The organism is Paractinoplanes rishiriensis (assembly GCF_016862375.1).
GTDB classification, from domain to species: domain Bacteria; phylum Actinomycetota; class Actinomycetes; order Mycobacteriales; family Micromonosporaceae; genus Actinoplanes; species Actinoplanes rishiriensis.
In genome coordinates, this window is record NZ_BOMV01000063.1 from 1 (window position 1) to 24,544 (window position 24,544).

General features: G+C 71.3%; 24 protein-coding genes. 8 read left to right on the forward strand and 16 right to left on the reverse strand.

Annotated elements, in window-relative coordinates:
- Nucleotides 1–171 precede the first annotated feature (171 nt).
- The 3 genes from Ari01nite_RS29560 to Ari01nite_RS29570 all read right to left on the reverse strand — a co-directional run bounded on the left by Ari01nite_RS29560 (nucleotide 172) and on the right by Ari01nite_RS29570 (nucleotide 1,554).
- On the reverse strand, nucleotides 172–642 hold the full coding sequence (locus Ari01nite_RS29560) for a GNAT family N-acetyltransferase (RefSeq protein ID WP_203785493.1): 471 nt from the start codon (nucleotides 640–642) through the stop codon (nucleotides 172–174).
- A 14-nt stretch (nucleotides 643–656) separates the two neighbouring features.
- Nucleotides 657–1,193, reverse strand: a complete 537-nt coding sequence (locus tag Ari01nite_RS29565) for a DUF402 domain-containing protein (protein ID WP_203785494.1) — start codon at nucleotides 1,191–1,193, stop codon at nucleotides 657–659.
- 94 nt (nucleotides 1,194–1,287) lie between these two features.
- Nucleotides 1,288–1,554, reverse strand: a complete 267-nt coding sequence (locus tag Ari01nite_RS29570) for a hypothetical protein (protein WP_203785495.1) — start codon at nucleotides 1,552–1,554, stop codon at nucleotides 1,288–1,290.
- Between the two features lie 195 nt (nucleotides 1,555–1,749).
- Between Ari01nite_RS29570 and Ari01nite_RS29575 the strand changes: the two genes are divergently transcribed.
- Nucleotides 1,750–2,085 (forward strand): hypothetical protein, encoded by a 336-nt coding sequence (locus Ari01nite_RS29575; RefSeq protein WP_203785496.1) that lies wholly within the window; start codon nucleotides 1,750–1,752, stop codon nucleotides 2,083–2,085.
- Nucleotides 2,086–2,260: 175 nt separating this feature from the next.
- On the opposite strand, the gene Ari01nite_RS29580 is transcribed toward Ari01nite_RS29575, so the two are convergent.
- Complete coding sequence (locus Ari01nite_RS29580) at nucleotides 2,261–3,160, reverse strand: M56 family metallopeptidase (protein WP_203785497.1); 900 nt, start codon at nucleotides 3,158–3,160, stop codon at nucleotides 2,261–2,263.
- Nucleotides 3,157–3,537, reverse strand: coding sequence for a BlaI/MecI/CopY family transcriptional regulator (locus tag Ari01nite_RS29585; RefSeq protein WP_203785498.1), 381 nt, complete (start codon nucleotides 3,535–3,537; stop codon nucleotides 3,157–3,159). Before Ari01nite_RS29585 ends, Ari01nite_RS29580 begins: the two co-directional genes overlap by 4 nt.
- Before the next feature lie 245 nt (nucleotides 3,538–3,782).
- Between Ari01nite_RS29585 and Ari01nite_RS29590 the strand changes: the two genes are divergently transcribed.
- Together Ari01nite_RS29590 and Ari01nite_RS29595 are read left to right on the forward strand one after the other, a co-directional pair.
- The gene (locus Ari01nite_RS29590) at nucleotides 3,783–4,910 is read left to right on the forward strand and encodes a DMT family transporter (RefSeq protein ID WP_203785499.1); all 1,128 of its coding nucleotides are present in this window, start codon (nucleotides 3,783–3,785) and stop codon (nucleotides 4,908–4,910) included.
- A 215-nt stretch (nucleotides 4,911–5,125) separates the two neighbouring features.
- On the forward strand, nucleotides 5,126–6,394 hold the full coding sequence (locus Ari01nite_RS29595; protein ID WP_203785500.1) for an AAA family ATPase: 1,269 nt from the start codon (nucleotides 5,126–5,128) through the stop codon (nucleotides 6,392–6,394).
- Here Ari01nite_RS29595 and Ari01nite_RS29600 read toward each other — a convergent pair.
- The 8 genes from Ari01nite_RS29600 to Ari01nite_RS29635 form a co-directional block, all read right to left on the reverse strand.
- The gene (locus Ari01nite_RS29600; protein ID WP_239163130.1) at nucleotides 6,339–7,796 is read right to left on the reverse strand and encodes a methyl-accepting chemotaxis protein; all 1,458 of its coding nucleotides are present in this window, start codon (nucleotides 7,794–7,796) and stop codon (nucleotides 6,339–6,341) included. The genes Ari01nite_RS29595 and Ari01nite_RS29600 overlap by 56 nt on opposite strands.
- Nucleotides 7,797–7,975: 179 nt before the next feature.
- A complete protein-coding gene (locus tag Ari01nite_RS29605) occupies nucleotides 7,976–9,631 on the reverse strand; it encodes a methyl-accepting chemotaxis protein (RefSeq protein ID WP_203785501.1) in 1,656 nt (551 codons plus the stop codon).
- Between the two features lie 468 nt (nucleotides 9,632–10,099).
- Nucleotides 10,100–11,479: an AI-2E family transporter gene (locus Ari01nite_RS29610; RefSeq protein ID WP_239163131.1), complete on the reverse strand. Its 1,380-nt coding sequence runs from the start codon at nucleotides 11,477–11,479 to the stop codon at nucleotides 10,100–10,102.
- Nucleotides 11,463–11,909: a DUF7144 family membrane protein gene (locus Ari01nite_RS29615; protein WP_203785502.1), complete on the reverse strand. Its 447-nt coding sequence runs from the start codon at nucleotides 11,907–11,909 to the stop codon at nucleotides 11,463–11,465. Before Ari01nite_RS29615 ends, Ari01nite_RS29610 begins: the two co-directional genes overlap by 17 nt.
- Nucleotides 11,910–12,009: 100 nt before the next feature.
- Nucleotides 12,010–12,669 carry a potassium channel family protein gene (locus tag Ari01nite_RS50160; RefSeq protein ID WP_239163132.1) on the reverse strand — a complete coding sequence of 220 codons (660 nt, stop codon included), beginning with the start codon at nucleotides 12,667–12,669 and terminating at the stop codon, nucleotides 12,010–12,012.
- On the reverse strand, nucleotides 12,666–12,875 hold the full coding sequence (locus Ari01nite_RS29625) for a DUF8691 family protein (protein ID WP_203785503.1): 210 nt from the start codon (nucleotides 12,873–12,875) through the stop codon (nucleotides 12,666–12,668). Before Ari01nite_RS29625 ends, Ari01nite_RS50160 begins: the two co-directional genes overlap by 4 nt.
- Nucleotides 12,876–12,890: 15 nt before the next feature.
- Nucleotides 12,891–13,085, reverse strand: coding sequence for a DUF8691 family protein (locus Ari01nite_RS29630; protein ID WP_203785504.1), 195 nt, complete (start codon nucleotides 13,083–13,085; stop codon nucleotides 12,891–12,893).
- A gap of 27 nt (nucleotides 13,086–13,112) precedes the next feature.
- The gene (locus Ari01nite_RS29635; RefSeq protein WP_239163133.1) at nucleotides 13,113–14,438 is read right to left on the reverse strand and encodes a hypothetical protein; all 1,326 of its coding nucleotides are present in this window, start codon (nucleotides 14,436–14,438) and stop codon (nucleotides 13,113–13,115) included.
- A 178-nt stretch (nucleotides 14,439–14,616) separates the two neighbouring features.
- On the opposite strand from Ari01nite_RS29635, the gene Ari01nite_RS29640 reads away from it, so the two are divergent.
- From Ari01nite_RS29640 to Ari01nite_RS29655, 4 genes are all read left to right on the forward strand, one after another.
- A complete protein-coding gene (locus Ari01nite_RS29640; protein WP_203785506.1) occupies nucleotides 14,617–15,111 on the forward strand; it encodes a DUF1269 domain-containing protein in 495 nt (164 codons plus the stop codon).
- Nucleotides 15,108–17,783 carry an MGH1-like glycoside hydrolase domain-containing protein gene (locus Ari01nite_RS29645; RefSeq protein WP_203785507.1) on the forward strand — a complete coding sequence of 892 codons (2,676 nt, stop codon included), beginning with the start codon at nucleotides 15,108–15,110 and terminating at the stop codon, nucleotides 17,781–17,783. Before Ari01nite_RS29640 ends, Ari01nite_RS29645 begins: the two co-directional genes overlap by 4 nt.
- Nucleotides 17,784–17,788: 5 nt before the next feature.
- Nucleotides 17,789–19,252, forward strand: coding sequence for an alpha-amylase family glycosyl hydrolase (locus tag Ari01nite_RS29650; protein WP_203785508.1), 1,464 nt, complete (start codon nucleotides 17,789–17,791; stop codon nucleotides 19,250–19,252).
- Between the two features lie 76 nt (nucleotides 19,253–19,328).
- The gene (locus Ari01nite_RS29655) at nucleotides 19,329–19,745 is read left to right on the forward strand and encodes a DUF6325 family protein (RefSeq protein WP_203785509.1); all 417 of its coding nucleotides are present in this window, start codon (nucleotides 19,329–19,331) and stop codon (nucleotides 19,743–19,745) included.
- Between the two features lie 222 nt (nucleotides 19,746–19,967).
- Here Ari01nite_RS29655 and Ari01nite_RS29660 read toward each other — a convergent pair whose 3' ends face one another.
- The 3 genes from Ari01nite_RS29660 to Ari01nite_RS29670 are packed head-to-tail and all read right to left on the reverse strand — an operon-like array spanning nucleotide 19,968 to nucleotide 21,549.
- A complete protein-coding gene (locus Ari01nite_RS29660) occupies nucleotides 19,968–20,237 on the reverse strand; it encodes an SHOCT domain-containing protein (RefSeq protein WP_239163134.1) in 270 nt (89 codons plus the stop codon).
- 20 nt (nucleotides 20,238–20,257) lie between these two features.
- Nucleotides 20,258–20,704 carry a DUF6325 family protein gene (locus Ari01nite_RS29665; protein ID WP_203785511.1) on the reverse strand — a complete coding sequence of 149 codons (447 nt, stop codon included), beginning with the start codon at nucleotides 20,702–20,704 and terminating at the stop codon, nucleotides 20,258–20,260.
- Entirely contained in the window at nucleotides 20,701–21,549 is an 849-nt protein-coding gene (locus Ari01nite_RS29670; protein WP_239163135.1) for a M48 family metallopeptidase, read from the reverse strand. Before Ari01nite_RS29670 ends, Ari01nite_RS29665 begins: the two co-directional genes overlap by 4 nt.
- Before the next feature lie 408 nt (nucleotides 21,550–21,957).
- On the opposite strand from Ari01nite_RS29670, the gene Ari01nite_RS50990 reads away from it, so the two are divergent.
- Nucleotides 21,958–24,492: a winged helix-turn-helix domain-containing protein gene (locus Ari01nite_RS50990; RefSeq protein WP_275410891.1), complete on the forward strand. Its 2,535-nt coding sequence runs from the start codon at nucleotides 21,958–21,960 to the stop codon at nucleotides 24,490–24,492.
- The last annotated feature ends 52 nt before the right edge of the window (nucleotides 24,493–24,544 follow it).

Consider the following 24,544-nt stretch of genomic DNA (forward strand, 5'->3'; position numbering starts at 1 on the left):
TGATCCCGCGCCGTCTGATCCCTGCGCCGTCTGATCCCTGCGCCGTCTGATCCCTGCGCCGTCTGATCCCTGCGGCGCCTGATCCCTGCGGCTTCGCCTCATTCCTGCGGCTTCGCCTCATTCCGCGGGCCGCGCTTCTCCGATGGGACCGGCTCTCGACCAGCCGGGGTCTCATCTCTCCGGTGGGCGTTCCATCCACACGATCTCCGGCCAGCCCGCCTGTTCGGGTGGATCGCGGCGCAGCTCCGTGAAGCCCCGGCTCGCGTAGAAGCGTGCCGCCCGCTCGTTGCCGTCCGTGTATTCCAGGCGGACCGCGCGGCCCGGCGCCCGGGCCAGCAACTCCGCGATGAGCGCCGAACCCGCCCCGGTGCCCTGCGACTCGGGCACCACGTACAGCTTCCAGATGATCGGCGCCGGACCGCGCAGGTCGATGTTGCCGACCCCGAGCAGGCCCTCGCCGCCGTCCGCCACCAGCATCGTGGTGTCGCGCAGACTCCGCTCGATCGCCGCCGCGGACCACCAGGTGGCGAGCCCGTCCGCGATGAAATCCGGGCCGGCGAACGCGTAGGTCGCCGGCCAGGTGCGCTGCCCGATCGCGACGATGGCCTCGACGTCGCCGGCCGAGGCGTCCCTGATCCGCATGAGCCGATCCTGCATCACGGGGTGATCGTCGACCACTCGCGCGGGAAGCGGACGTCCATCAGTTTCCGCACGTCCGGCGGCGGGAAGGCCAGCCACTCGCCGCGGTCCTGGTCGTAGTTGCGGTTGAGGCGGCGGTCCAGGAACCGCTGGGTGCGCATCAGACCGTCGGCGGCCTGGGCCGTGGTGAGGGCGCCGCGCTCCATGGCCTCGGCGTACTCGTGCAGGTCGAGCATCCGGAACGGCCGGTCCGGCTGCGGGCCCACGATCACGTCGATCCACCAGTCGTCGACCGTGACGACGTCGCCGTGGTCGACGACCTTGATCAGATCGCAGTACCACCAGCCGGTCAGCTCGTCGGAGAAGACCACCGGCTGGCCGATCTGGAAGCCGTCGTCGAGCAGGACAAATGATCGCTGTACGCGGTCCCGGCCGCGGTGTTCGAAGCCCCACTCGTAGACGATCACCTGGCCGAGCCGCCGGCCCGCGGCGCGGACCTTGCCGTTCAGGATGACCGTGGTGGGCGTGAGCTGATCGGCGATGCTGTCCGTCACGCCGACCAGTCTCGCTCACTGCTGCGGTTATGGCAGGGCGGCTGACCAGCGTCATCGGTGATGCCGCCGGGTCAGCCGCCGTGCGGGCCTTTCACTACCTGCGGGTGAGGCGTTGCCACCAGGTCCGCTTCGCGGCTCGGGCCTTGAGCTGACGCCGGGTGACCAGCGCCGCGACGGCGCTGCCCACCACCGCCAGTGCGGCGGACGTCGTCTTGGGGTGGGTCTTGACCGCTCGTCCGGCCTGCTTGCTGCGCGCCGGCACCGCCGCCAGGCTGCTCTTCACGGTGCTTGCGGCGTTGCGAACGCGGGACTTCTCCGGGCTCACCGTCTGCGGCGTCGCCGCCATCTCGTCCAGTGCCATGGCAATCTCTCCGATCGATCGGGCTGGGATCGTGCTGATCTCATGCCCACCGTTCGCGGTCACCTAACTTTTTGCCCGATTCATTCACCAGGGCTCATCCTGCCGGGGTGAGGCGCGGCCCGGCCGCCCGGCGGCAGGGTGGGTAGTGGACCTTCCCGCGCCGCTCGCCGGCCCTGACTCTCGGAGGCACCCCCGATGCGACTTTCGATGCGCCGACGCCGCGAGCTCGAACTGCGCGACGCGATGGCCGACGCGTGGGCAGCCGCCCGGGTGACCGGCGGCCAGTTCCGTCAGCTCGGCCCCGTCTACGCGGACCGCCTGGGCCTGGCCTACCAGGTGCTGCGCGGCCGCCAGCTGCGCCGCATGGGCAAGGCGTTCGCCCTGACCGCAGTCCTGGCCGCAGTCGGCGGAGCCGCAACGGCCCTGATCGCCGAACGAGCACTGGCCGCCCGCCGCACCCCGGAGGAGGAGCCGGTCGAGGCAGCCACCCCGATAGCCGTCACCGATTCGGCTCCCGTTTCCACCACCTGAAAGCGGAGACCGACCGGCCGCGGTCCTGCCACCACACAGGACCGCGGCCCGCCATCCCACACCGCCGACTTCGCAGGACCTCCACCAATCCCGGCGTCGACATCTGCCAGCTTCGATTCCCGGTTCCGGCCGCCCCAAACCGTTGCGGCGGCCTTTCCTCGCGCGAGTTTGCGGGTCAGGGTGCGTTTGTCCACGTGGACAGGACGGACAGGAAGTCGGCGGTGGCCACGGCTATGGCCAGGGCGCAGCCGGCCACCACGACCGTGGCCCCGGCCAGCGTCGCGTGCAGGCGGCGGGTGGTGGCGGGCTCGGGACCCTGCAGGGCGCGGACCCGGCGGACTATCACGCCGCCGTGCATGCCCAGGGACGCCGTGGGGGTGGGATGGGCGGTGGCCAGGGCGGCGCGGGCCACGGCTCGGGCGACCAGCGTGCGGTCGCCGACCGTGCGGGCGGCATCCTCGTCGGCCCAGCGTTCGACCAGGTAGGTCACCGTTTCCCGGACGGGGCGCAGCAGCGGGTTGACTGCGGCGGCGGCGCCGGCCAGCAGGACCGCGGTGTGGTGGCGGTGGGCCAGGTGGGCGCGTTCGTGGGCGATCACGGCTCGGCGTTCGGCGGGGGTGAGCAGGCGCAGCATGCCGGTGGTCAGCAGGACGTCGCCGGGGCGGCCGGGGACGGCCACCGCCAAGGGTTCGGACCAGTCGGCTATCACGACGCCGTCGGTGCCCGGGCCGGCGTTGCGCAGCCGGCGGACCGTGTCGTGGCGGCGGTGCAGGTCGCGGGCCAGCCGGATCAGGGCCCAGGTCAGGAGGGCTGCGGCGGCGAGGGCGATCTGGTCGGGGACCGGCTCGGGCAGGCGCATGCCGTGCCGGGCGTTGGCGGCGATCATGGCGGGCAGGTCGTCGAACAGGGTCAGGATCAGCAGGAGCAGCGACCACACGGTGCCGGCGGCGGTCAGGACCGCGGCGGTCACCAGGCCGAGGACTGCCGGGCGGGGACGGGCGCGCTCGGCCAGCGGGCGGGCGGCCAGGGCGACCAGGACCGGCAGGAGCAGCGGCAGATAGACGAAGAAGGTCATGACTCACGCTCCTCGAGTAATGCGCGTAACACGTCCACGTCGTCGGCGGCCAGGCCGGCGGCGAACTGCTGGAGAACGGCGCGCCGGTCGGGGCGCCCGTCGAGCGCGGCGCGCATGCGGCCGGCGGCGGCGCTCGCGGCGTCCTGGGCGGGCCAGTAGGCGTGACCGCGCCCCCGGCCGGCCGGGCCGCGCCGGACCTGCCCCTTTTCGAGCAGGCGGATCAGGATCGTCTGGACGGTGTTGTAGGCCAGGTCGCCGCCCAGCGCCGCCTGCACGTCGGCGGGCGTGAGCGGCTCGTGCGCGGCCCACAGCGTGGTCATCACCTCGGCCTCGAGCTCGCCCCGGGCCCGCCGGCGACCGGCCTCCTCGTCGGCCATGGCTCGTCCCTTCGTCGGCGAATGGAGGGAGGGTATCGGCCGGGGCCGACATTTTCCGAGCCGCCCTTCCGGCATCGCGGACGCCTACCGGGTGGCGGGCTATCATCGCCTGGTGCGCCGGTCCATCATCTCGCCGCCCCGCTCCTGAGCGGGACCGCCTGACCTTCCGCGTCGCCTAGGACGCGCGCACGCCGTCCCGCTTCCGTGACCTTTTTGTCCCCTTCTTGCGGCGGAAGCAGGAGCTCATGCGTACCTCCAAAAACGGCATTTGGCTGCTCGTGGTGGCCGGCACTCTCTGGGGCGCCGGCGGCCTGACCGGCAGCCTGCTGGCCCGCGAGGCCGGACTGACGGCGCCCGCGGTGGCCACCTACCGCTTGGGTGCCGGCGGTCTCCTCCTCGTGCTATACCTGATCCTCACCGGACGTCCGGCACCGCGCGGTCGGCGCGCGTGGACCAGGATCACGGTGCTCGGCCTGTTGGCGGCGGCATTCCAGGCCAGCTACTTCGCGTCGGTCTCCCGCGTGTCGGTCAGCCTCGCCACGCTGCTGACCATCGGCGCGGCGCCCGTGCTCGTGCTGGCCGTCGAATCTGTGCTGGGTCGGCGGCGGCTCGGCGGCCGGGCGCTGGGCACGGTGGGCTTGGCCGTGCTCGGGTTGACGCTGCTCGTCGGCATACCCGGGAACGGGCTGGAGTGGCCCGCCGTGCTGGCCGGCAGCGGGTTTGCCCTGCTCGCGGCCGCGACGTTCGCCACCATGACGATGGTCGGCGCCGCCCCGGTCCCGGGTCTCGACGAACTGGCGAGCACCGGCTTCGCGTTCACGCTGGGCGCGGTCGTGCTGGCTCCGTTCGCCGGCGCCGGTCTCGGTTTCCCGCCGAGCCCTCCGGCGATCGGCCTGTTGCTGCTGCTCGGGGCCGGTCCGACCGCGATCGCGTGGGCAGCGTACTTCGGCGGCCTGCGCGTGGCGGGTGCCGGCACCGCGGCCCTGATGGCGCTGCTCGAACCGTTGGTGGGCACGGCGCTGGCAATCGTGATCCTCGGCGATCGGCTGGGCCCGGCGGGAGTGGCCGGGGCGTTGTTGCTGGTAGCGGCGCTGGCCGTCGAGGCGCACTCCGGTGCCGCGGAGAGAAGCGGCGGAGCGGTGCTCCGGTCCGGGCGCGGGCGACGTGGCGCCGGTTTCGGGTCGAGGCCCGGACGACCTGGCGCCGGTTTCGGTCGAGGCCCGGACGACCTGGCGCCGGTTTCGGTCGAGGCCCGGACGAGGCGGCTACCGGTCTCGGGGCGGGGCTCCGCTAAAGCACGTCACGCTCCCGATTCGGGCGCGTCGGCTCACAGTCCGCTGGCGCGGCTCGGGGCTGGCGCCCGGCGGTCATAGCTCGACAACTCCGGTGGCCCCTCAGGGAGGTGTAGATCTTGTTGAGCTGCGGTCGCGCGGTGACAGTCGCGCGGTGACTGTGGCTCGACATCTTTGGTGCTGGGCCACTTCTAGGCGGGCGGATCTTGGCGGGCTTGAATCGGAGCGGTGTTCCGATCGCCGGGGACGGGCGTAATTTGATCGACGGGCGTGGGTGGGGCCCCGATACTCCCGGGATGGGTCTTCTGCCGGTGCTGTGGATCTACGGGCCGCCCGGGGTCGGGAAGAGCACCGTCGCCTGGGAGCTGTTCGCCCAGCACCCGGGGCCGGTCGGCTACGTCGACATCGACCAGCTCGGGATGTGTTACGGGGCGCCCACCGCCGAGGAGTGGTCGCCCGAACCCGCCGACGACCCGGGCCGCTACCTGCGCAAAGAACGCAACCTCGCGGCCATCGTCGACAATTTCCACCGGGCGGGGGCGCGCGGGCTCATCGTGTCGGGCATCGTCGACTCCGTACGCGGCATTGATTTTGACCTTTTCCGGCATGTTGCTCTGAAGCCGTTGCGGCTGCGATGTGAGCCGGCGGAACTGGTGCGGCGTCTCGGTGAGCGCAACCGGGCCGGCGACCGGCTCGACGAGATTGCCGATTATGCGGAGCAGATGGACCGCGGTGACCTGCCCGGCGACTGCATCGACAGCACGGGTCTGGACAAGACCAAAACCGTTGATGCCGTACGCGACCACCTGCGCGACTGGCCACCGGACTCCGGCACGGACGGGGCGGCAAACGGGGCGGCAAACGGGGCGGCGGTCACGGTGCCGGGCGAGATAGTGTGGCTGTGCGGGCCGGCAGCGGTGGGGAAGTCCACCGCGGGCTGGGAGACATACATGCAGTCCAGGCTGGCCGGCGCCCACACAGCGTTCCTCGACCTGCAACAGATCGGGTTCCTGCGCCCGGAGCCGGCGGATGATCACCGGCTCAAGGCAGCCAACCTCGCGGCGATCTGGCGGACGTACTACGAGGCTGGTGCCAGACGGCTGGTCGTCGTCGGTTCCGTGGAGCACCCCGACCAGGTTGCGCTCTACCGCGCCGCGCTGCCGGGAGCGACCGTAACCGTGTGCCACCTGCGCGCCGGTCTGCGGCGGTTGACGGAACGGACGTTGCTGCGCGGCCAGGGTCAGGGCCCACCGATCGCCGGCGACACCCTGGCCGGCCGGCCACCGGCCGAACTGCGCCGCCGAGCCGCCGCCGCCCACGCGCGCGACCAGGCCGTCGCGGGGGAGCCCGCGCCGGACACCGAGGCCCGCGACCACGCACCCGGCCGCGATCGTGGCGTGCCGTCAGCGGGCCGCCGACCGGCCTGCACCCGGACAGCCGTCGGCGACCTGGAGATCGACACCGACGGCCAGACGCCCGCGGACACCGCCGCCGAGATTCTGAAGCGGATCAGCGCCCCGCCACCTGGAACTGGCCCACGATCTCCTGGAGCTCGCGCGACATGACCTCGAGCTGCTCGGCGGTCTGCTGAGCCTCGGCCACCCCGCTCGCCGTGACCTGGGCGGCGGTCGCCACGACGGAGACGTTCTCGGCGATCTCGCCAGAACCCGTTGCCGCCTCGACGATGTTGCGGCCCATCTCGGCGGTGGTCGCGCTCTGCTCCTCGACGGCTGCGGCGATCGTCGTCGAGTGCTCGTTGACCTGGCCGATTATGCCGCTGACCCGGTCGATCGCGCCGATCGCGGCCTCGGTGTCGCTCTGGATGGCCTGCACCCGGTTGGCGATGTCGCCGGTGGCCCGGGCCGTCTCCTGGGCCAGGTCCTTCACCTCGGACGCGACCACGGCGAAGCCCTTACCGGCGTCACCGGCCCGGGCCGCCTCGATCGTCGCGTTCAGGGCCAGCAGGTTGGTCTGCTCGGCGATCGAGGTGATCAGCTTGAGAACCTCGCCGATCTCGGCGCTGGACCGGCCCAGCTGGCCGATCGTCGCGCTGGCCTCGCGGGCACTGTCCACGCCGCCGGCCGCGATGCCGGCGGCCATGGTGGCGCTTCCGGAGATCTCCAGAATCGCCACGTTCATCTCCTCGGTGCCCGCGGCCACGGTCTGCACGCTGCGGGACACCTCCTCGGCGGCGGAGGCCACCCGCTCGGACTGGCCCGAGGCGTCACCGGCGGCCTCGGCGATACGGGCCGAGGCCTGGGTGAGCTCCGAGGAGGCGCCGGCCAGCGTACGGCTGTGATCACTGATCCGGTGGAACGCCGCCAGCAGCACTTCCAGGGTGTTGTTCACCGCCCGGCCCATCGTGCCGAGCTCGTCGCGGCCCTGGTCGGGTGTGCGGACCGTGAGGTTCTTGGCGGCGACCTGGCGCAGCGTGGCGACCGTCTGCCCGAGTGGGCCGGTGATGCTGCGGGTGACCAGCACGGCGAGCAGCGCGGCCAGGGCCAGGCTGAGCGCACCGGCCAGCAGCATGAGGGTCCGCGACGTGTTCCCCGCGGCGGTGGCGTCGGCCCGCGCCTTCGCGGCCTGCTCGCCGGTGAGGGTGACCAGCTTCTCGCCGGCCTCGACGACGCGGGTCATCCAGCTGGTTGCCTCGCCGGAGACCAGCTCGCCGGCCCGGGCGTGACCCGCCCGGGTGCCGGTCCGGAAGGCGGCGATGATCTGGTCGTCGATCGCCTGGTACCGGTCGAGCGCCTGGGTCGCCTCGTCCAGCACGGCACGCTGGGTGCCGGTGAGCGGCTCGCCCGCCATGTGCTCGAGTTCGGAATGGAACGCGGCGGTGGCCGCCAGGAAGTGCTTGCGCTGCTGCCCGGCGGTGTCCGAGTCGGCGCCGTCGACGCCGCGGAGGATGTCGAACGCGTACCCGTTCTGCCAGGCGTTGACGTCGGCCGCCTCGAACTTGACCGCCATCGCGTCGCGGGCAGGTCGGCGGCCACGGCGAGCTCGGCGGTGGTGGCCTTGGACCGTTCCTGTCCCCAGTACGCCACCCCGAGCGCCATGATCAGGCAAAGGCACACACCGGTGAACGCGCCGCTGAGACGTACGCCAATCTTGATGTTGCCGAAGAACCGCATGGCCTGCGCTCCTTCTCAGACGCGGAAGCGGGCGACCACACCGCGCAGCTCGTCGGCCACCTGGGTCAGTTCGGTGACCGACTGGTCGGCCTCACCGAGGGCGCTGGTCTGCGCCTGCACCGCCTCGGCGACCATGTTGATGTTGCCGGCGATGTTCGAGCTGCCGTCCGCGGCGTCCCCGATGCTGCGGCTCATCTCGTTGGTGGTGGCGGTCTGCTCCTCGACCGCGGAGGCGATCGTGACCTGGTAGTCGTTGATCTCCGAGATGATCCGGGAGATCTCGCCGATCGCCTCGACCGCGCTGGTGGTGTCGGCCTGGATCGCCTCGACCCGGCGGGAGATGTCCTCGGTCGCCTTCGCGGTCTCCTGCGCCAGATCTTTGACCTCGGTCGCGACCACGGCGAAGCCCTTGCCCGCCTCACCGGCCCGCGCCGCCTCGATCGTCGCGTTCAGGGCCAGCAGGTTGGTCTGCTCGGCGATCTGCGTGATCACCTTGACCACGTTGCCGATCTCCTCGGACGACGTGCCGAGCTTGGCGACCGTGTCGTTCGTGGCCTGCGCGACACCGACCGCATTGGACGCCACCTGGGCGGCGTTGTTGGCGTTTTCGGCGATCTCCCTGATCGACGCGCCCATCTGGTCGCTGCCGGCCGCCGCGGACTGCACATTGGACGAGACATCGCCGGCGCCGGACGCGACCACGGCGGCCTGCTCGGCTGCCTCCCGTGCGCCCTCGGCCAGCCGGGCGGTGACGCTGGTCAGGCGCTGGGTGCCCTCGCCGAGGGTGTGCGCGCCGTGGGTGAGGGCGGTGACCGTGGCGCGCAGGCCGTCCCGGGCGCGGTTGACGGCCTGCGCCATCGCACCCAGTTCGTCGCGGGAGCGAACCTCCGCCGCCAGCGTGAGGTCACCGGCGGCCACCGCGTCCAGGGCCGCCGACACCGTGGTCAGCTGCTGCCGGATCAGGCGGATGACCAGGACGCACACGGCCGCGCCGACCAGGAACCCGACGACCAGGGCAATCAAGGTCAAGTTCCGGGCGCGGCCGTACGCTGCGTCGCCCGCGGCCGCCATGGCATCCGCCTCGGCATCCTCCGCCTGCTGCATGGCGGCTACGGCGGACTCCATTTCCCGCTGCACCCGGTCGAACTCGGTCCCGATCCGATCGGCCGCCGGCATCTCAAGCCCGGCCGGCATCGGTTGCCCGAACACGGCAGTGTCGCGCATCGCCCGGTAATACCGGAACGCCTCGGCGAAATCCGCCATGGCAGCCTGCCGAGTCGCGGACCCCGCGGTGAGCTTGCCGTACGCCGCCAGCGCCGACTCGACGGCTTCGTCGGCCGCTTGCATGTCCTTGCGGCCCTGCTCCTGCTGCGGCTTGTTACCGGCCGCGGAGAAGTAGACCAGCAGGCCACGGAACACCAGCCCGACCTCGCCCCGGACGTTCGAGAGCTCCTGCAGGCTGTCCACGTGGCGGGTCTTCATCGCGGCCAGGTCGTCGCGGAGGCCGGACATGCGGTTGATGGACAACGTCGCCACGCCCAGCGCAACGATCGCCACGCACACCGCCGCAACGATTGTCTTGATGGTCAGGCTGCGATCCCCGAGCAACGCCTCAAACGCATTACGCCGCGCGGTGATCGCCGTGCCCGCCTCCTCGCCCTGCGTGGCCATGGCGTCCCCCCGGCTGTCACGTCCCGCCGGCCCAGCCGGGACGCGACCAACTTTAGAAAACCTCTCGCGTATCGGCGCCCAGTTTGGGCAATCCGCCCCGATGTTCACCCGTCCTTTCGCCGTTCTGCCCGCGTTGCGGACGCGACTGGTGGGGCGGATGGGGCTGGTGGGGCGGATGGGCTTGGTGGGGCGGATGGGCTTGGTGGGGCGGATGGGGCTGGTGGATGGATGCGGAGGCGCAGCTCCGGATGGCGCGACTGTGCACGGCGCGGTCGTGTGGGTGGCGCGGTCGTGTGGGTGGCGCGGTCGTGTGGGTGGCGCGGCTCGGTGGATCGGTGATTTTCGATGAGCATGCATCGCCAACGAAAACGGTCAGCACGCGCCCCTGTCGGCGCGTGCTGACCGCTTCGGCCGCGGGTGAATTCGTGAGAGTCGCGGCTGTGGATAGGCGAGGCGTGGACACAACTCCTATGCGGACGGCGAGGGTGCTGTGGAGGGCGGAGGCGCTGTGGAAGGCGGATTCGGCGCCGTCGCTGTGGAGGAGGCCGGTGCGGTGGTCACCGCGGTGCCGGCGTCCGAAGAAGTGGGCGCTGTGGAAGGAGCTGTCGCTGTGGATGAGGGGGGTGCTGTGGATGAGGGGGGCGCTGTGGATGAGGGGGACGCTGTGGATGAGGGGGACGCTGTGGATGAGGGGGGCGCTGTGGAAGAAGGCGGCGCCGTTGGCGACGGCCGGGTGGGGGCTGTCGGCGGGGTGGGGGGCTCGGGTGCTGCGGCCGGTGAGCCGCCGGAGAGCAGTGGCGTCATCCACTGGCTGGCGGGATCGATGTCGATCAGTAAGCCCTTTGCCAGCAAGCTCATCGGAATGGCCAGGAGGGCGCCCAGCGGACCCAGCACCCAACCCCAGAAGATCAGGGAAAGGAAGGACACAGTGGCGGAGAGGCCTACGGCGTCGCCGACGATCTTGGGCTGGATCACGGACTGGATGATGAAGTTGACTACGCAGTAGAGGACTATGACCTTGAGCATGTCTTCGGGGCCGCCCTGCAGCAGGCCCAGCAGCGCGGGCGGGATCAGGCCGACCACGAAGCCGATGTTGGGGATGTAGTTGGTGATGAAGGAGAGCAGGCCCCACAGCACGGGCAGAGGGATGCCCAGGGCCCACAGACCGAGCGTGTCGATCACGGCGACGATCACGCCGAAGACGGTGGTGACCCACAGGTACCGGCGGGTGCCGCCGGCGAAGCTGCGCAGGGCGCCGACAACCTGCGGGCGCTGGGTGGCGCTGGTGGCGAGGCGGGCGGGGAAACCCACGGCGTCCAGGCACATGAAGAGCAGGACGGCCATCAGGAACACCGTGTTGGACAGGGCGCCGGCCAGGCCGCCGAAGATGTACTCCAGGACGCCGGCCACGGCGGCCGGATCGAGGACCTGGGTGACGACCTCGTGGACCTGGGGCTCGGTGATGCCGATGCGGTTCAGCTGGGCGACCAGGTCGGCGCGCAGGTCGGTGAACTGTTCCTGGTAGGTGGGTATCAGGTCGACGAGTCTGGCCAGGGACAGCGCGAGTGCGGCGCCCAGCGAGATCAGGATCAGGTAGACCACGGTCACGTTGGCCAGTGCGGCCAGCCACATCGGGGTGCGGTGGGCGCGCAGCCAGAGCGCGATCGGGCTCACCGTGACCGTCAGCATCAGGGCCAGGAAGATCGGGGCCAGCAGGTCGGCGGTGATCCGCATGCCGCCGACCACGACCACCAGGCACGCGGTGCCCAGCAGGACCAGGACACCCCGGGGCAGGCCGGCGGCCGGTGAGTCCGCCGGCCGGCCGGTCGGATCAGTACCGGACCTCACGGCCGTGCACTGCGAGGGCGTAGATCACGAGGACGTCCATGGCGATGATGATCGTGCACCAGATCGGGTACGCGGGCAGGAAGGCCAGGTTGGCCAGCGCGCTCACGACCGCGATGATGATGCCGACCACCCGGGCCCAGGTCTGCCCGAGCAGGACACCGATACCGGTGCCGACCGCGATCAGGCCGATGATCAGGTGGGTCCAGCCCCAGGCGCTCAGGTCCATGGTGAGCAGCAACCCGTCGCGGGTCACCAGGTAGTAGTCGTCGCGGAAGATGGCGACCAGGCCCTCGATCGCCTGGAACCCGCCCAGCATCATCAGCATGACACCGGCGAAGACCACGAAGCCGACCCAGCCGGTGGGTTCCGGCCGCCTCGGGGCGTACGGGGGATCGGAGGCCGTCGGCCTCTGCTGCTGCGTGTCGGACATGCCGTACTCCTCTTAAGGGGCGGATAAAGCCAGCGGCCCTCACAGTCGTCCACGAGGGGAGGCCGGACGCCATCCGCAACGAATGAAATGAAACGGCCCGTCAGGTGTTCCGCCAGGCCCGTGGTTCCCAGATGTTGACGATCTTGGCCACCGCGGTGACCAGGAAGAGCTGGCCGAGCAGCGCTTCCAGCACGGCCAGCCCGCGCCCGGGGTTGCCGGCCGGCACCAGGTCGCCGTACCCCGTGGTGGTGAGGGTGATGAAGCTGTAGAAAAGGCTGTCGGCGAGCGTGCCGTCCCCCGCCTCGCCGTAGAAGGGACCCGGCAGCAGCGCCGCGAGGCACCGGTAGGCGTACCCGAAAGCCATGCCGAGCATGAGGTAGGCGGACAGCGCCCCAAGCATCAGCTCGCGGTCGGCCTCGCGCCGCCGGGCCAGGTCGGCCACGATCGACACGGGCGCGAGCAGGTACAGCGCGCTGCCGGCCAGAAAGGTGAGGCCGACCAGGATGCGGCCGTGCGTGAGGATGTTCCAGACGCCGGCCAGCAGTGCGAGCAAAAAGACAAAAGCCGAGGTCAGCCGTACGCGTGGGCGCGCGTGCGAGGCGCGCAGCGCGTACCAGACCGTACCGATCTGGACCAGCAGCATCAGCGAGACCGCCCACCTCGTGTCCGCGAGCGTGCCCACCATGTAGGTGATCGCGATCAGGACGATGACGCGGGCGTAGCTGTCCGCCGACCAGACCGGGACGCGCCGTCGGATCACGAGCCCGGTAGCCGGCGGATCTCGATGAGCCGCAACCCCATGCCGTGCATCCGGGAGATCAACCCGAACAGCGCCGACTGGTCGGGCAGTGTGCCGTAGAGAACTGTTTCCGGCGGCTCCACCGAGATGGTCATGTCGGTGAGCTCCGCCAGAAGTTCCGCCGGCAGTGTGCCCGAAACTCGTACCTGGTAGTTCGTTGCGGTCATGAGCTTCCCTCCGCGTCAGCCGCAGTCGAGGTGGACCAGTTCCACGCCGGACTGGTCGAGCCGTAGCAGCAGTCGTTCCAGTTCCGCGGCCGAGAGCTTTGCCCGGATCGTGCTCTGGCTCGGCAGGCTCTCGCAGCTCAGGTCGTCGAACGAGGTCCGCAGTAAGGGACCGAGCAGGCCGTGGATCCTGATCTCGTACCGTTCGTTCATCAGTTCACCGTGACCCGGTAACCGGAATCACGCCTCACTCGGGGGGAGTGAACGGGCAAGCAGGGTCACGCCGACCTCGAACACGGCCAGCACGACGACCACCACCAGCAGCGCGGTCCACGACGACAGCAGCAGCGCCAGCACGGCCGCGACCACCAGGCCGCCGACCCGGACGACGTCCAGGTGATCGGCGATCCAGCCGGGTGCGCGGCCGCCGGCCGTACGCCCGAACCGGCCCGCCGCCGAGGCGCCGCGCCCAAGCTGATGGCGCAGCCAGCGTGGCCCGCGGCCCGGGCCGATCAGATAGCACACCGCGGCCAGCAGGGCACCGATCCAGATCAGCTGGGTGCCGCGCTCGCGGAGCAGGCTGAACACGCTGGTCACGGCGGCCGCGGCGCCGTCGCGATAGACGCCGGAGGGCACCTGGGCGAGCAACTCGTCGCGCACCGCGCGCAACACCGCGGTGACCGCGACCGCCGCCACCACCAGCCACAACCCGAGCTGGAGCAGGGTGCGCCGGCGCCAGGGCGAGAGCACCAGCGCGATGATCAGCAGCAGAATCGTGCTGATCACGAACACCGCCAGGTTGCGTTTCGCGCCCTCCACCGCCTGCTGCACCTGCCAGAGGCGGCCCGAGTCGTACAACGTGAACTGGGCGAAGTTGGCCGGTAGCGAGACGCCCAGCGCCTGCTCCACCCGCAGCCGCAGGTTTTCCGGTATCGCGCCGCTGCTCAGGTCGGGCAGGGTGATCTGCTTGCCGAACAGTGTGGGCAGCTCGGCGCTGAGCTCGCGCAGCACCTGGTTGATCAGTGGAAGCAGGTCGATGTCGACGTGGTCGCCCTGCGCGACGACGACCTCGCTGCGACCCTCGACAATGGCCAGGACGCGCTGGTGGGCGCGCCGGTTCAGCTCGACCCAGATGGCCTGGAACCGGTCGCTCTGCAGCACGTTCGAGACGGTCCGCCGGACGCCGTCGCGCAGCTGGCCGGTGATCGGCCCGGCCACGAACGCTGCCTGGGCCGGCAGCACCGCCTCGATTCGCTGCTCGACGTCGAGGACCCGGAAGACCTCGGTGGTGGCGTATTCCGACACCGCCGCGGCGACCTGCGGGTCCTGCGGCAGCGGTGCGACGGTGGCGACAAAGCGGTCCGTGTTCAGCACCGTGGTCGCCGCCCACAGCCCGACCACGCTGGCGACCAGCGCGAACGCGGTAACCGTGATCAGGACGGCGGCGGCCACCCGGCGCAGTGCGGCGATGGCGAACGCCCAGCGTTGCCGGGTGTCCAGACGTGTTTGCAGGGCGGAGACCTCGGCGCGGAGCCGCGCGACCTCCTCGGTGTCCGTGGTGGTCATGCGCCCGACGGTGGCCGACCGCCGGGATGGCCGCGTCATCCAGGGCGAATGAACCCTCGCCCGCCGCGCCGCCGGCGGGCGCCCCGGTGTACGAACTCATTCCCTCGGTATGAGGAGAGGCCCACCCCCGGTGTGTCTGACTGGCAGGGCCTCACCCAATGACGAAAGGGCGTGCATCATGGCAACACTGGTCGCCATCGGATATCCCGACGAGACCACGGCGACGGCGGCATCGCTGGAGGCCGACCGGCTGGCCAAAGATCTGATCATCCAGCCGGATGCCATCGCGACGATCATCCGGGACCGCGAGGGCAAGTTCCATGTGACGACCAACCACCACGCCGTCGGCGGTGGCGCCACCTGGGGCATGTTCTGGGGTCTCCTCTTCGGGATGCTGTTCTTCATCCCGTTCATCGGCATGGCGGTCGGCGCCGGTCTCGGCGCGCTCACCGGCAAGCTGACCAAGGGCGCGATCAACAAGGAGTTCGAGCAGCAGGTCCGTGACCTGCTCCAGCCCGGCACCTCGGCGCTGTTCCTGATCGTCGAGGCGGTCACCCCGGACAAGGCCGTCGAGGCGCTCAGCCGGTTCGGCGGCACGGTGCTCAAGTCCTCGCTGTCCAAGGAAGCCGAAGCGGAGCTTCAGGAAGCCCTGCACGGATCCGCTCAGTCATGACCATCAGCCAGGGCGCGGAACAGCTGCGCCTGGACGCCGCCGCCAGGGACGCCGTGCCCTGGCGGCGGTGGGGCCCGTACCTCAGCGAGCGGCAGTGGGGCTCGGTCCGCGAGGACTACAGCCCCGGCGGCGACGCCTGGGACTACCTGACCCACGACCAGGCGCGATCACGGGCCTACCGATGGGGTGAGGACGGTATCGCCGGCTTCTGCGACGACCAGCAGCGGCTGTGCCTCGCCCTGGCGATGTGGAACGGGCGGGACCCGATCCTCAAGGAGCGGTTCTTCGGGCTGACCAACGCCGAGGGCAACCACGGCGAGGACGTCAAGGAGTACTACTTCTATGTGGACGGCACGCCCACCCACTCGTACCAGAAAATGGTCTATAAATACCCGCAGGCCGAGTTCCCCTACCACGATCTGGTCGCCACCAACCGGGCCCGCGGCCGGCAGGACTTCGAATACGAGCTGCTGGACACCGGGGTCTTCGCCGAGGAGCGGTACTTCGACGTGACAGTCGAGTACGCGAAGGCCGGCCCCGAAGACATCCTTTGCCGGATCACCGTGGACAACCGTGGTCCCGAGCCGGCCACCCTGCGCCTGCTGCCCACGCTGTGGTTCCGCAACACGTGGACGGGCCGGCCCGGCGCGGTGCGGCCCAGCCTCTACCAGGCGCCCGCGGACGGCAGCGCCGTGGTGGAGGTGCGGCACCCGGGACTCGGCCGGCGCTGGCTGCACTGCCCGGGCGACCATCCGCTCCTTTTCACCGACAACGAAACCGAGGGCCCGTACGCCAAGGACGCGTTCCACCGGTACGTGGTGCACGGCGACACCGACGCGGTGAACCCGGCCTGCACCGGCACCAAGGCGGCCGTCGACGTGACCCTGGACCTGCCGGCCGGCGGCAGCGCCGTGGTCCGGCTGCGGCTCAGCGACGAACCGCACCCGCCCGAGTCGATCGGCTTCGACCAACTGGTCGAGCGGCGCCGGGCCGAGGCCGACGAGTTCTACGACGGCCGCTTCCCGCCGGCGCTGGGCCAGGCCGAACGGCAGGTGTGCCGGCAGGCGCTGGCCGGGATGCTGTGGAGCAAGCAGTACTTCGGCTACGACGTGGAGCGCTGGCTGCTGGAACACGGCCGCGACCCGCTGGACGCCGGCGACATCCGCAACGGCGACTGGTTCCACCTCACCGCCGAGGACGTCATCTCGATGCCGGACGCCTGGGAGTACCCCTGGTTCGCCGCCTGGGACCTGGCCTTCCACGCCGTGGTGTTCGCGCTGATCGACCTGGACTTCGCCAAGAGCCAGCTGGACCTGCTGCTCAGCCGGCGCTACCTGCACCCCAACGGCCAGATTCCGGCGTACGAGTGGAACTTCAGCGACGTGAACCCGCCGGTGCACGCCTGGGCCGTCTACCTGGTCTACGAGCTGGACAAGGGGCGACAGGGCCGGGGCGACCACGCCTGGCTCGAGGCCGCCTTCCACAAGCTGGCCCGGAACTTCACCTGGTGGCTCAACCGCAAGGACGTGACCGGGCGCAACCTGTTCCAGGGCGGGTTCCTGGGACTGGACAACATCGGTGTGTTCGACCGGAGCGCCCCGCTGCCCACCGGCGGCCACCTCGACCAGGCCGACGGCACCGCGTGGATGGCGCTGTACTGCCAGAACATGCTGCAGATCGCGCTCGAGCTGGCGGTCGAGGACCCCGGCTACCTGGAACAGGCGCACACCTACCTGGAGCAGTTCGCCTGGATCGCGGCCGCGGTCGACCACCCCGGCGCCACCGCGTCGATGTGGGACGAGGAGGACGGCTTCTTCTACGACCTGCTGCGCCTGCCGGACGGCAGCGCGACACCGCTGCGGGTGCGCTCGATGGTCGGTCTGCTGCCGCTGGCTGCCGCCACCGTCTTCGACCCGGAGCTGACCGCCCGCTACCCGCACCTGATCGGCGAGGCCAACGACTTCCTCGACCGGCATCCCAGCGTCGCCGCGGCGCTGCCACCGGGCCGGTTCCGGGGCCGGCCGGGCAGCCATCTGCTCGCGCTGTTCGACGAGAACCGGCTACGCCGGATCCTGGCCCGCCTGCTCGATGAGGAAGAGTTCCTGAGCCCGTACGGGATCAGGTCTTTGTCGAAGTATCATGCCGAGCATCCCTTCCAGGTCGACGTGGACGGCGCCACCTACCGCGTCGACTATGCGCCGGCCGAGTCGGACAGCGGCATGTTCGGCGGCAACTCCAACTGGCGCGGCCCGGTCTGGTTCCCGGTCAACGCGCTGATGATCCGGGCCCTGCTCAACCTGTACGCGGGCTACGGCGACGACTTCACCGTGGAGTGCCCGACCGGATCCGGCGTCAAGATGACCCTGTTCGAGGTGGCCCGGGAGATCTCCGGCCGGCTCACCGCGCTGTTCCTGCCGGACGAGTCGGGCCGGCGCCCGTGTTACGGCGGACAGGACGTCTTCGGCACGACACACTGGCGTGATCTGATCACCTACTCGGAGTACTTCCACGGGGACAACGGCGCCGGCCTGGGCGCCGCGCACCAGACCGGCTGGACCGGGCTGGTCGCGGTGTTCCCCAACCTGTTCGCCCGGGTAACCGGATCGGACCTGCTGGCGCACGGCATGACCGGGTTCTTCCGGTCGATGACCGAGGAGGAGGACGAGCGTTGAGCGGCATGCCCACCGCACCGGTGGTCTACGAGATCGACACCTGGCCGTGGCTGGCCGGAGTGAGCAACCGGTTGGGCCGTACGGTGACACTGGCCGACGTCCCGGACGAGATCTGGGACGAGGCGGTGCCGGACGGCGCCGACGCGGTGTGGCTGATGGGGGTCTGGGAACGCAGCCCCGCCGGGCTCGTGGTGGCCCGGTCCAACGAGTCGCTGCAGCGCGCCTTCCACGCGGCCCTGCCCGACCTGCGCCCCGCCGACCTGGTCGGCTCGCCCTACTGCGTCCGCCGCTACCGGGTGGACGAGCGCCTCGGCGGGCCGGCCGGCCTGGCCACCGCGCGCGCCGAACTGGCCCGGCGCGGAGCCCGGCTGATCCTCGACTACGTGCCGAACCACGTGGCACCGGACCACCCGGCCGTGGTGGAGCACCCGGACTGGTTCGTGCTGGGCAGCGAGGAGGACGAGGCCCGCGAGCCGGCCGCCTGGTTCCGGGCCGCCGGGCGGATCGTCGCGCACGGCCGCGACCCGTACTTCCCGCCGTGGCCGGACGTGGCGCAGCTCAACGCGTTCCACCCGGAGCTGCGGTCGGCCACCGCGAAGGCACTCGGCGACATCGCGGCCCAGTGCGACGGCATCCGCTGCGACATGGTCATGCTGCTCACCACGGACGTGTTCGCCCGCACCTGGGGAGCGAACGCGGGCCCGCGACCGGCGACCGAGTTCTGGCCCGAGGTGATCGCCGAGCTCCGGAGGCACCACCCGGGCACGGTGCTGATCGCCGAGGCGTACTGGGACATGGAATGGACGATGCAGCAGCAGGGCTTCGACTACTGCTACGACAAGCGCCTCTACGACCGGCTGGCGCACGAGGACGCCGAGTCGGTCCGCAAGCACCTGGCCGCCGGCCGCGACTACCAGGACCGGCTGATCCGTTTCACCGAGAACCACGACGAGCCGCGCGCCGCCGCCACCATGCCCGGCGGCCGGAACCGGGCCGCCGCGGTCGCGATCGCCACCCTGCCCGGCGCCACGCTCTGGCACGAGGGCCAGTTCGACGGCCGCCGCACCCACCTGCCGGTCTTCCTGGGCCGCTTCCCCGACGAGCCGGCCGACGACGAGTTGCGCGCGTTCCACCAGCGCCTGCTGCCGGCCGCGGCCCGCGTCCGCCGCGGCCAGTGGAGCATGGCCGACTGCCACGGCTGGCCGGACAACCCGACCAGCCACGACGTACTCGCCTGGACCTGGCACGACGGCGTGCCGCACCACGTGGTGGCGGTCAACCTGTCCGGCCACGCGTCACAGGCCCGGATCCGGCTGCCGTGGCCCCCGCTCGGCGACCGGCGCTGGCGGCTGACCGACCTGCTGGACGGCCGGGTCTTCCACCGCGACGGCGACGCGCTGCTGGCCGAGGGCCTGTACGTGGACCTGCCGCCGTGGGGTCACCACGTGCTGGCGGTTACTCCGGCCTGACGTCGTTCATGCCGTTTCGGGCCTCATCCGTTTCGGGTGAAGCGCGCCCCGCCCGGCGCGGCGCATGCTCGAAGCCATGGCATTGGGGCCGCTGGAACTCATCGTCCTGTCCTTCCCCGCCCAACGACTGAACGACGGCGTCCTGGCGACGCTGGAGCTTCTCACCCGCGAACCGAGCGTCCGGGTGGTGGACGTCCTGGTGGTACGCACCGACGCCGTGGGCGGTGCCTGCGGGGTCGAACTGAACGAACTGGCCGGTCTGGTCGGCGACCCGGCCGAATTCGCGCGCCTGGCCACCGGCCTGATCACCGAGACGGACATCGACGAGGTGGGCACGATCGTCGACCACGACACCGACGCCCTCGCCGTGCTGGTCGAACACCTGTGGGTGAGCGACCTGGCCACCCGGGTGGCCACCACCGACGGCACGGTGCTGGCGCTGCTGCACATTCCCGCGGTGCAGGAGGTCCTGGCCGCGGTGGGCCCGCGCTGATCCGTTGTTTTCGACGGCCGAGGGGAAGGGGGCAGATTCCCCCCGGCCTTCGCACCTCCCGGTCCGCACCGGCCCGCATACTGGGACGGCGCCCGTTACGGTCGCCTCGGCAAGAAACGCACGGCAAGCGCCTCGACAAGAACCCACGGCAAGCGCCTCGGCAAAGCCGGCGGCCGGGACCGCGCGTGAAGGGGCGGTCCCGGCCGAGGGCTGACGAAACGCTCAGGTGCCGGAAAGGATGCGGGACTTCTGCTGTTCGAACTCGGTTTCGGTCAGGATTCCCTGGGCCTTCAGCTCGCCCAGTTTCTGCAGGGCGGCCAGGCGGGACTCCATGGTCTCCTCGGGTGCGGGCGGCGGCTCCTCGTAAGCCTGCTGGTCGGCGTAGCCGGCCTGCTGTTCCTCCGCCTGGCGGGACCAGCGGCCGGCCTGGCGGCGGGAGACCCGGTTGGAGACGGCGGTGGCGGTGCCGGCGACTACCGCGGTTCGTGCCATTCCGCGTAGCAGGCCCATGACTATCGGCTCCCCTCGGTTGCGTAATCCGTTTCGGTCGCGTCCAGTGCGGCCAGCAGCGCCTGCACGGGGATGCGGCCGCCGGCTACCAGCTGGGCGCCCTCGCGGCGCAGCGTGGTGGCCAGCGGGGCGGCCCACAGGTTTTCGTAGACGATGATGGCGGCGGCGCTGCCGGGGGTCAGGGTGCTGGCGGCCTCGGCCAGGTCGTCGTTGCCCAGCACGCCGGAGGAGGCGCCGCTGAACAGGGCCAGGCCGTCGCCGATCTGTTCTCCTTCGAGTTCGGTGATCTTGCCGTCCAGCTCGTGGCGGAGGAAGCGTAGTTCCAGGATCCGGATGATCCGGCGGTCCACCAGGTCGATGAGCAGCGGCAGGCCCTGGCCGGTGGTGCTGCCGGGCGGGAACTCCACGCACAGGTAGTCGATCGGGCCCATCTCGTTGATGTCGGTCATGGGGCAACAGCCTCCTTACGCGATGAAGCCTGGTGCAGCAGGCCCAGGCGGAACAGGTGCTCGAGGCGGCGGACGACGAACGGGTGGGACATCGGCAGCTGGGTGATGCCGGGCCAGAAGCCGTGCAGGCGCTGTCCCTGGCGGAGCAGCTCGTCGATGTTGACGTCGTTCTCGGTGTAGCGGCCGGACGCGAGCAGGACCAGGCCCTTGGCGCCGGTGGGGCACAGGTGCGCGCCGTGCCGGTCGCAGGAGTACTCGCGCAGGCGGGACAGCGCGGGGCCGAGCAGCGGGATGCGCTGCGAGTAGGCGACCGACAGCTGGTACCACAGGCCCACGTGGTGCAGCCGGATGTGGCCCATCTCGTGGCCCAGGATGAAGCGCAGGCCCTCGCGGTTGTTGTTGTAGAGGTTGGCGAAAAGCTCGTTCGACAACACCACATAGTCATGGCCGTACGCCTGCGCGGCGAACGCGTTCAGGGTGCCGTTGCCGTTGGCCAGGTAGATCACCGGGCGGCGGCGCAGGCCGAGCTTGTGCGCGAAGTCGTCGGCCGTCTTGTACAGGTCGGGGAACTGGCGCGGCGACAGCTCCACCGCGGAGCCGCGGATCTGGGCCCGCTGGGTCTCCCGGATGACGATCAGCGCGGGAATGAAGAGCAACAGGCCGATGAGCGCGGACCGGATCGCGGTGCCCCAGTTCGAGTCGCGGACCGAGTCCGGCAGGAACGGCAGGGTGGATGCGGCGCTGAGGATCGCCAGGATGATGAGCACGTTGAGTGCCACCATGAAGACGAAGAACGGCAGCTCTACCGGGTGCCGCAGCGGTGGAACCTTGGTGGACGTCGACACGACCCCTCCTCGGATACGGGCGATCTCGGCCCGAGAATCGCCGAAACGGGGCAGCGTGCGCCTCATACCGCCCGGATGAGCGGGGCGGCGATGTTGGCGGATTGCCAACGATCAATCGTCGCGGGATGTTGCCATGTGGTGGCTTTCTGTGCTTGGTTGTGGACGGGACACATGACAAGTAGGACGACGGCCACGCTTGGTCACCGCACAATCGGCGATGCGGTGACCGTCCGTGAGAGCGGGTGCCGTCGCCCGGTGTTTGATCTCCGGCGCCGCAGTGGGGGCCGCCGCGCCGGAGGTTGCGGGCAGAGCCACGCGGGCGGTCGCGTACGCCCGCGTGGTGCGGGGCGCCGGCTGGTACCGACCGCGGGGGTGCATGGCACTTTGCGAGAGGGAAGGTCTGAAGTCGTGGCGACGGCCACCGGGCGCCTGGGACGCCCGGTGGTGCGGCAGCCGCTGGTCCGGCGACGCCGGCTGGCCGAGATGCTGGACGCCGGCGTGCGTCGCAGTGTGACCCTGGTCTGCGCCGGCCCCGGGTGGGGCAAGAGCACCCTGGTGGCCTCCTGGGCCGAGGCCCGGGCGGGCACCGGCCCGATCGCGTGGCTCACCCTCGCCGCCCGGCACAACGACTCCCGGATCTTCTGGTCCGACCTGGTCGGCGCGTTACGGACGGCCGGGGCGGTGCGCTGCGGCAACCCGCTCGAGGCGTTCGAGGCGGACGACCTAGCGGTGCGCCGGGTCGCGGCCGGCCTGGACGCGCTGCCGTCGCCGGTGGTCGTGGTGCTCGACAACTTCCACGTGGTCGGCGACCCGGCGGTGATGGCCGGCCTGGCCACCCTGCTGCACGAGCCGCCGCCGGCGCTGCGGCTCGTCCTGGTCACCCGGACCGAGCCGGGCCTGCCGCTGCACCGGTTCCGGGCCGGCGGCGACCTCACCGAGATCCGGGCCCGGCACCTCGCGTTCCGCGCGCCGGAGGCGGCCGGGCTGCCGGCCGTGCACGAGCAGCGGCTGGACGTCGAGGAGCTGACCGGGCTGCTGAACCGCACCGAGGGCTGGGCGGTCGGCCTCCAGATGATGGCCGGCGGCGACACCCGGGCGGTCGCCGACTACCTGCTGAACGAGGTGGTCTCCGGGATGCCGGCCAAGATGCGCGAGTTCCTGTACCGGAGCAGCGTTCCGGACGCGGTCTGCGGGCCGCTCGCCGACGCGCTCACCGGCGAGACACACAGCCGGCGCCTGCTCGAGCGGCTGGCCAGCGGCAACGCGTTCGTGGTCCCGGTCGACGGCCGGCCCGGCTGGTTCCGCTACCACCCGCTGCTGCGCGAGGTGCTGCGCGACCGGCTCCAGCTCGACCAGCCCGGCGTGGAGCCGCAGTTGCATCTGCTGGCCGCCCAGTGGTACGCGAAACAGCGGTCGACCCTGGACGCCCTGCAGCACGCGGCCGCCGCCGAGGACTGGCCGTTCGTCGGCCGGCTGGTGGTCGGCCGGGCGCTGGTCGCCTTCATGTCCGGCGAGCGGCAGACCCTGCTGAGCGTGCTGCACGCTATTCCCGCCGACCACATCACCGACACCGCCGAGCTGACCCTGTGCGGAGCGGCGCTCCGCTACGAGGCCGGCGACCACGGCGGCGTGCGGGCGATGCTGCGCCGCGCGCGGACGATGCTCGCCGACGTCCCGCAGGTCAGCGTCCAGGTCGACCTGACCGTGCGGTTGATGGAGAACGGTGCGGTGGTCCGGCCGCGCGGCGACATGCCCGCCCTGATCGAGGCGACCACCCACCTGCTGCGCCTGCTCGCCTCGCTGCGCCAGGACGAGTTGCCCTCGCTGCTGCACTACCGGGCCGTGACGCTCAACAACAAGGGCATCGCCCTGCTCTGGACGGACCGCCCCGACCACGCCGACCGCTACCTGTGGGCCGCCGCCACCGCCGCCCGCAGCGTCGGTGGCGCCCTCATCGAGGTGGACGCCCTGGCCCACCTGGGTCTGCTGGTGTTCCTGCAGGGTGCGGTACGCGAGGCCGCCGAATTCGTCCGCTCCGCCGTCGACCTGGCCCGCCGGCACGGGTTCGAGAGCACGCCGCAGGTGGCCGCCGCCTACCTGACGCAGGCGCTGGTCGAGCTGGAGCAGGACCGGGTCGCCGAGGCCCAGGAGGCGCTGCGCCGTGGCCTGCACGCGGCCGGCGTCGACCCGCCCGTCCTGCTGGCCGAACTGGCCGTCCTGGTCCGCGTCCAGGTGCTGCTGGCCACCGGCGATCCGGCCGCGGCCCGGACGCTGATCCGGCAGACCCGCGCCGAGGCGCCGCGCACCCTGGTGTCGGCGCTGCACGAACGGTGGCTCCGGCTCGCCGAGTCGGAGGCCGACCTGCAGCTCGGGGCGGCCCGTGAGGTGCTGACCCGCTATCAGCGGGTGCCGCCGCGCGGCCTGCTCAGCCCGGCCGAGCACGTCTGCGTCGCCCGCGCCCATCTGGCCACCGGCAACCGGGCCGCGGCCGAGGACATCCTGGGCCGGGTACGCGACGGCGCCGACCAGGTGGCCGCGGTGACCGCCTGGATCGCCACCGCGTTCGACGCGGACACCGAGGGCCACGGCAACCGGTCGATCGACGCGCTGTCCCGGGCGGTGCTGGCCGCCGAGCGGGAGAGCATCCGCCGCCCGTTCCGCACCTTCGACACGCGCCGGATGGCCGCACTGCTGGACCGGCGCCGCTGGGTCGACGTGGAACCGGCCGGCGGGCTGCCGGACGGGCCGGCCGCCGTGCTCAGCGAGCGGGAGCGGGACGTGCTGCGCTACCTGCCGACGGTGCTGACCGCCGGCGAGATCGCCGCCAACCTCAACATCTCGGTGAACACGGTGAAGGCGCACATGCGGTCCATCTACCGCAAGCTGGGCGCGGCCCGGCGCCGCGACGCCGTGGTGCGGGCCCGCCAGCTGGGGTTGATCTGAGGGCCGTCACCCGGCAGGGATGAGGAAGCGCCGGCCGGTCCGGCGTTTGCTG

Excerpts from the sequence above, each read along its gene's own strand:
- Ari01nite_RS29575 (WP_203785496.1), top strand. The coding sequence starts at position 1,750 with ATGCGACTTTCGATGCGCCGACGCCGCGAGCTCGAACTGCGCGACGCG.
- Ari01nite_RS29580 (WP_203785497.1), bottom strand. The coding sequence starts at position 3,160 with ATGACCTTCTTCGTCTATCTGCCGCTGCTCCTGCCGGTCCTGGTCGCC.
- Ari01nite_RS29600 (WP_239163130.1), bottom strand. The coding sequence starts at position 7,796 with ATGGCGGTCAAGTTCGAGGCGGCCGACGTCAACGCCTGGCAGAACGGG.
- Ari01nite_RS29605 (WP_203785501.1), bottom strand. The coding sequence starts at position 9,631 with ATGGCCACGCAGGGCGAGGAGGCGGGCACGGCGATCACCGCGCGGCGT.
- Ari01nite_RS29645 (WP_203785507.1), top strand. The coding sequence starts at position 15,108 with ATGACCATCAGCCAGGGCGCGGAACAGCTGCGCCTGGACGCCGCCGCC.
- Ari01nite_RS29570 (WP_203785495.1), bottom strand. The coding sequence starts at position 1,554 with ATGGCACTGGACGAGATGGCGGCGACGCCGCAGACGGTGAGCCCGGAG.
- Ari01nite_RS29590 (WP_203785499.1), top strand. The coding sequence starts at position 3,783 with ATGCGTACCTCCAAAAACGGCATTTGGCTGCTCGTGGTGGCCGGCACT.
- Ari01nite_RS29625 (WP_203785503.1), bottom strand. The coding sequence starts at position 12,875 with ATGACCGCAACGAACTACCAGGTACGAGTTTCGGGCACACTGCCGGCG.
- Ari01nite_RS29630 (WP_203785504.1), bottom strand. The coding sequence starts at position 13,085 with ATGAACGAACGGTACGAGATCAGGATCCACGGCCTGCTCGGTCCCTTA.
- Ari01nite_RS29595 (WP_203785500.1), top strand. The coding sequence starts at position 5,126 with ATGGGTCTTCTGCCGGTGCTGTGGATCTACGGGCCGCCCGGGGTCGGG.
- Ari01nite_RS29660 (WP_239163134.1), bottom strand. The coding sequence starts at position 20,237 with ATGGCACGAACCGCGGTAGTCGCCGGCACCGCCACCGCCGTCTCCAAC.
- Ari01nite_RS29665 (WP_203785511.1), bottom strand. The coding sequence starts at position 20,704 with ATGACCGACATCAACGAGATGGGCCCGATCGACTACCTGTGCGTGGAG.
- Ari01nite_RS29655 (WP_203785509.1), top strand. The coding sequence starts at position 19,329 with ATGGCATTGGGGCCGCTGGAACTCATCGTCCTGTCCTTCCCCGCCCAA.
- Ari01nite_RS29615 (WP_203785502.1), bottom strand. The coding sequence starts at position 11,909 with ATGTCCGACACGCAGCAGCAGAGGCCGACGGCCTCCGATCCCCCGTAC.
- Ari01nite_RS29640 (WP_203785506.1), top strand. The coding sequence starts at position 14,617 with ATGGCAACACTGGTCGCCATCGGATATCCCGACGAGACCACGGCGACG.
- Ari01nite_RS29585 (WP_203785498.1), bottom strand. The coding sequence starts at position 3,537 with ATGGCCGACGAGGAGGCCGGTCGCCGGCGGGCCCGGGGCGAGCTCGAG.
- Ari01nite_RS29635 (WP_239163133.1), bottom strand. The coding sequence starts at position 14,438 with ATGACCACCACGGACACCGAGGAGGTCGCGCGGCTCCGCGCCGAGGTC.
- Ari01nite_RS29560 (WP_203785493.1), bottom strand. The coding sequence starts at position 642 with ATGCGGATCAGGGACGCCTCGGCCGGCGACGTCGAGGCCATCGTCGCG.
- Ari01nite_RS29650 (WP_203785508.1), top strand. The coding sequence starts at position 17,789 with ATGCCCACCGCACCGGTGGTCTACGAGATCGACACCTGGCCGTGGCTG.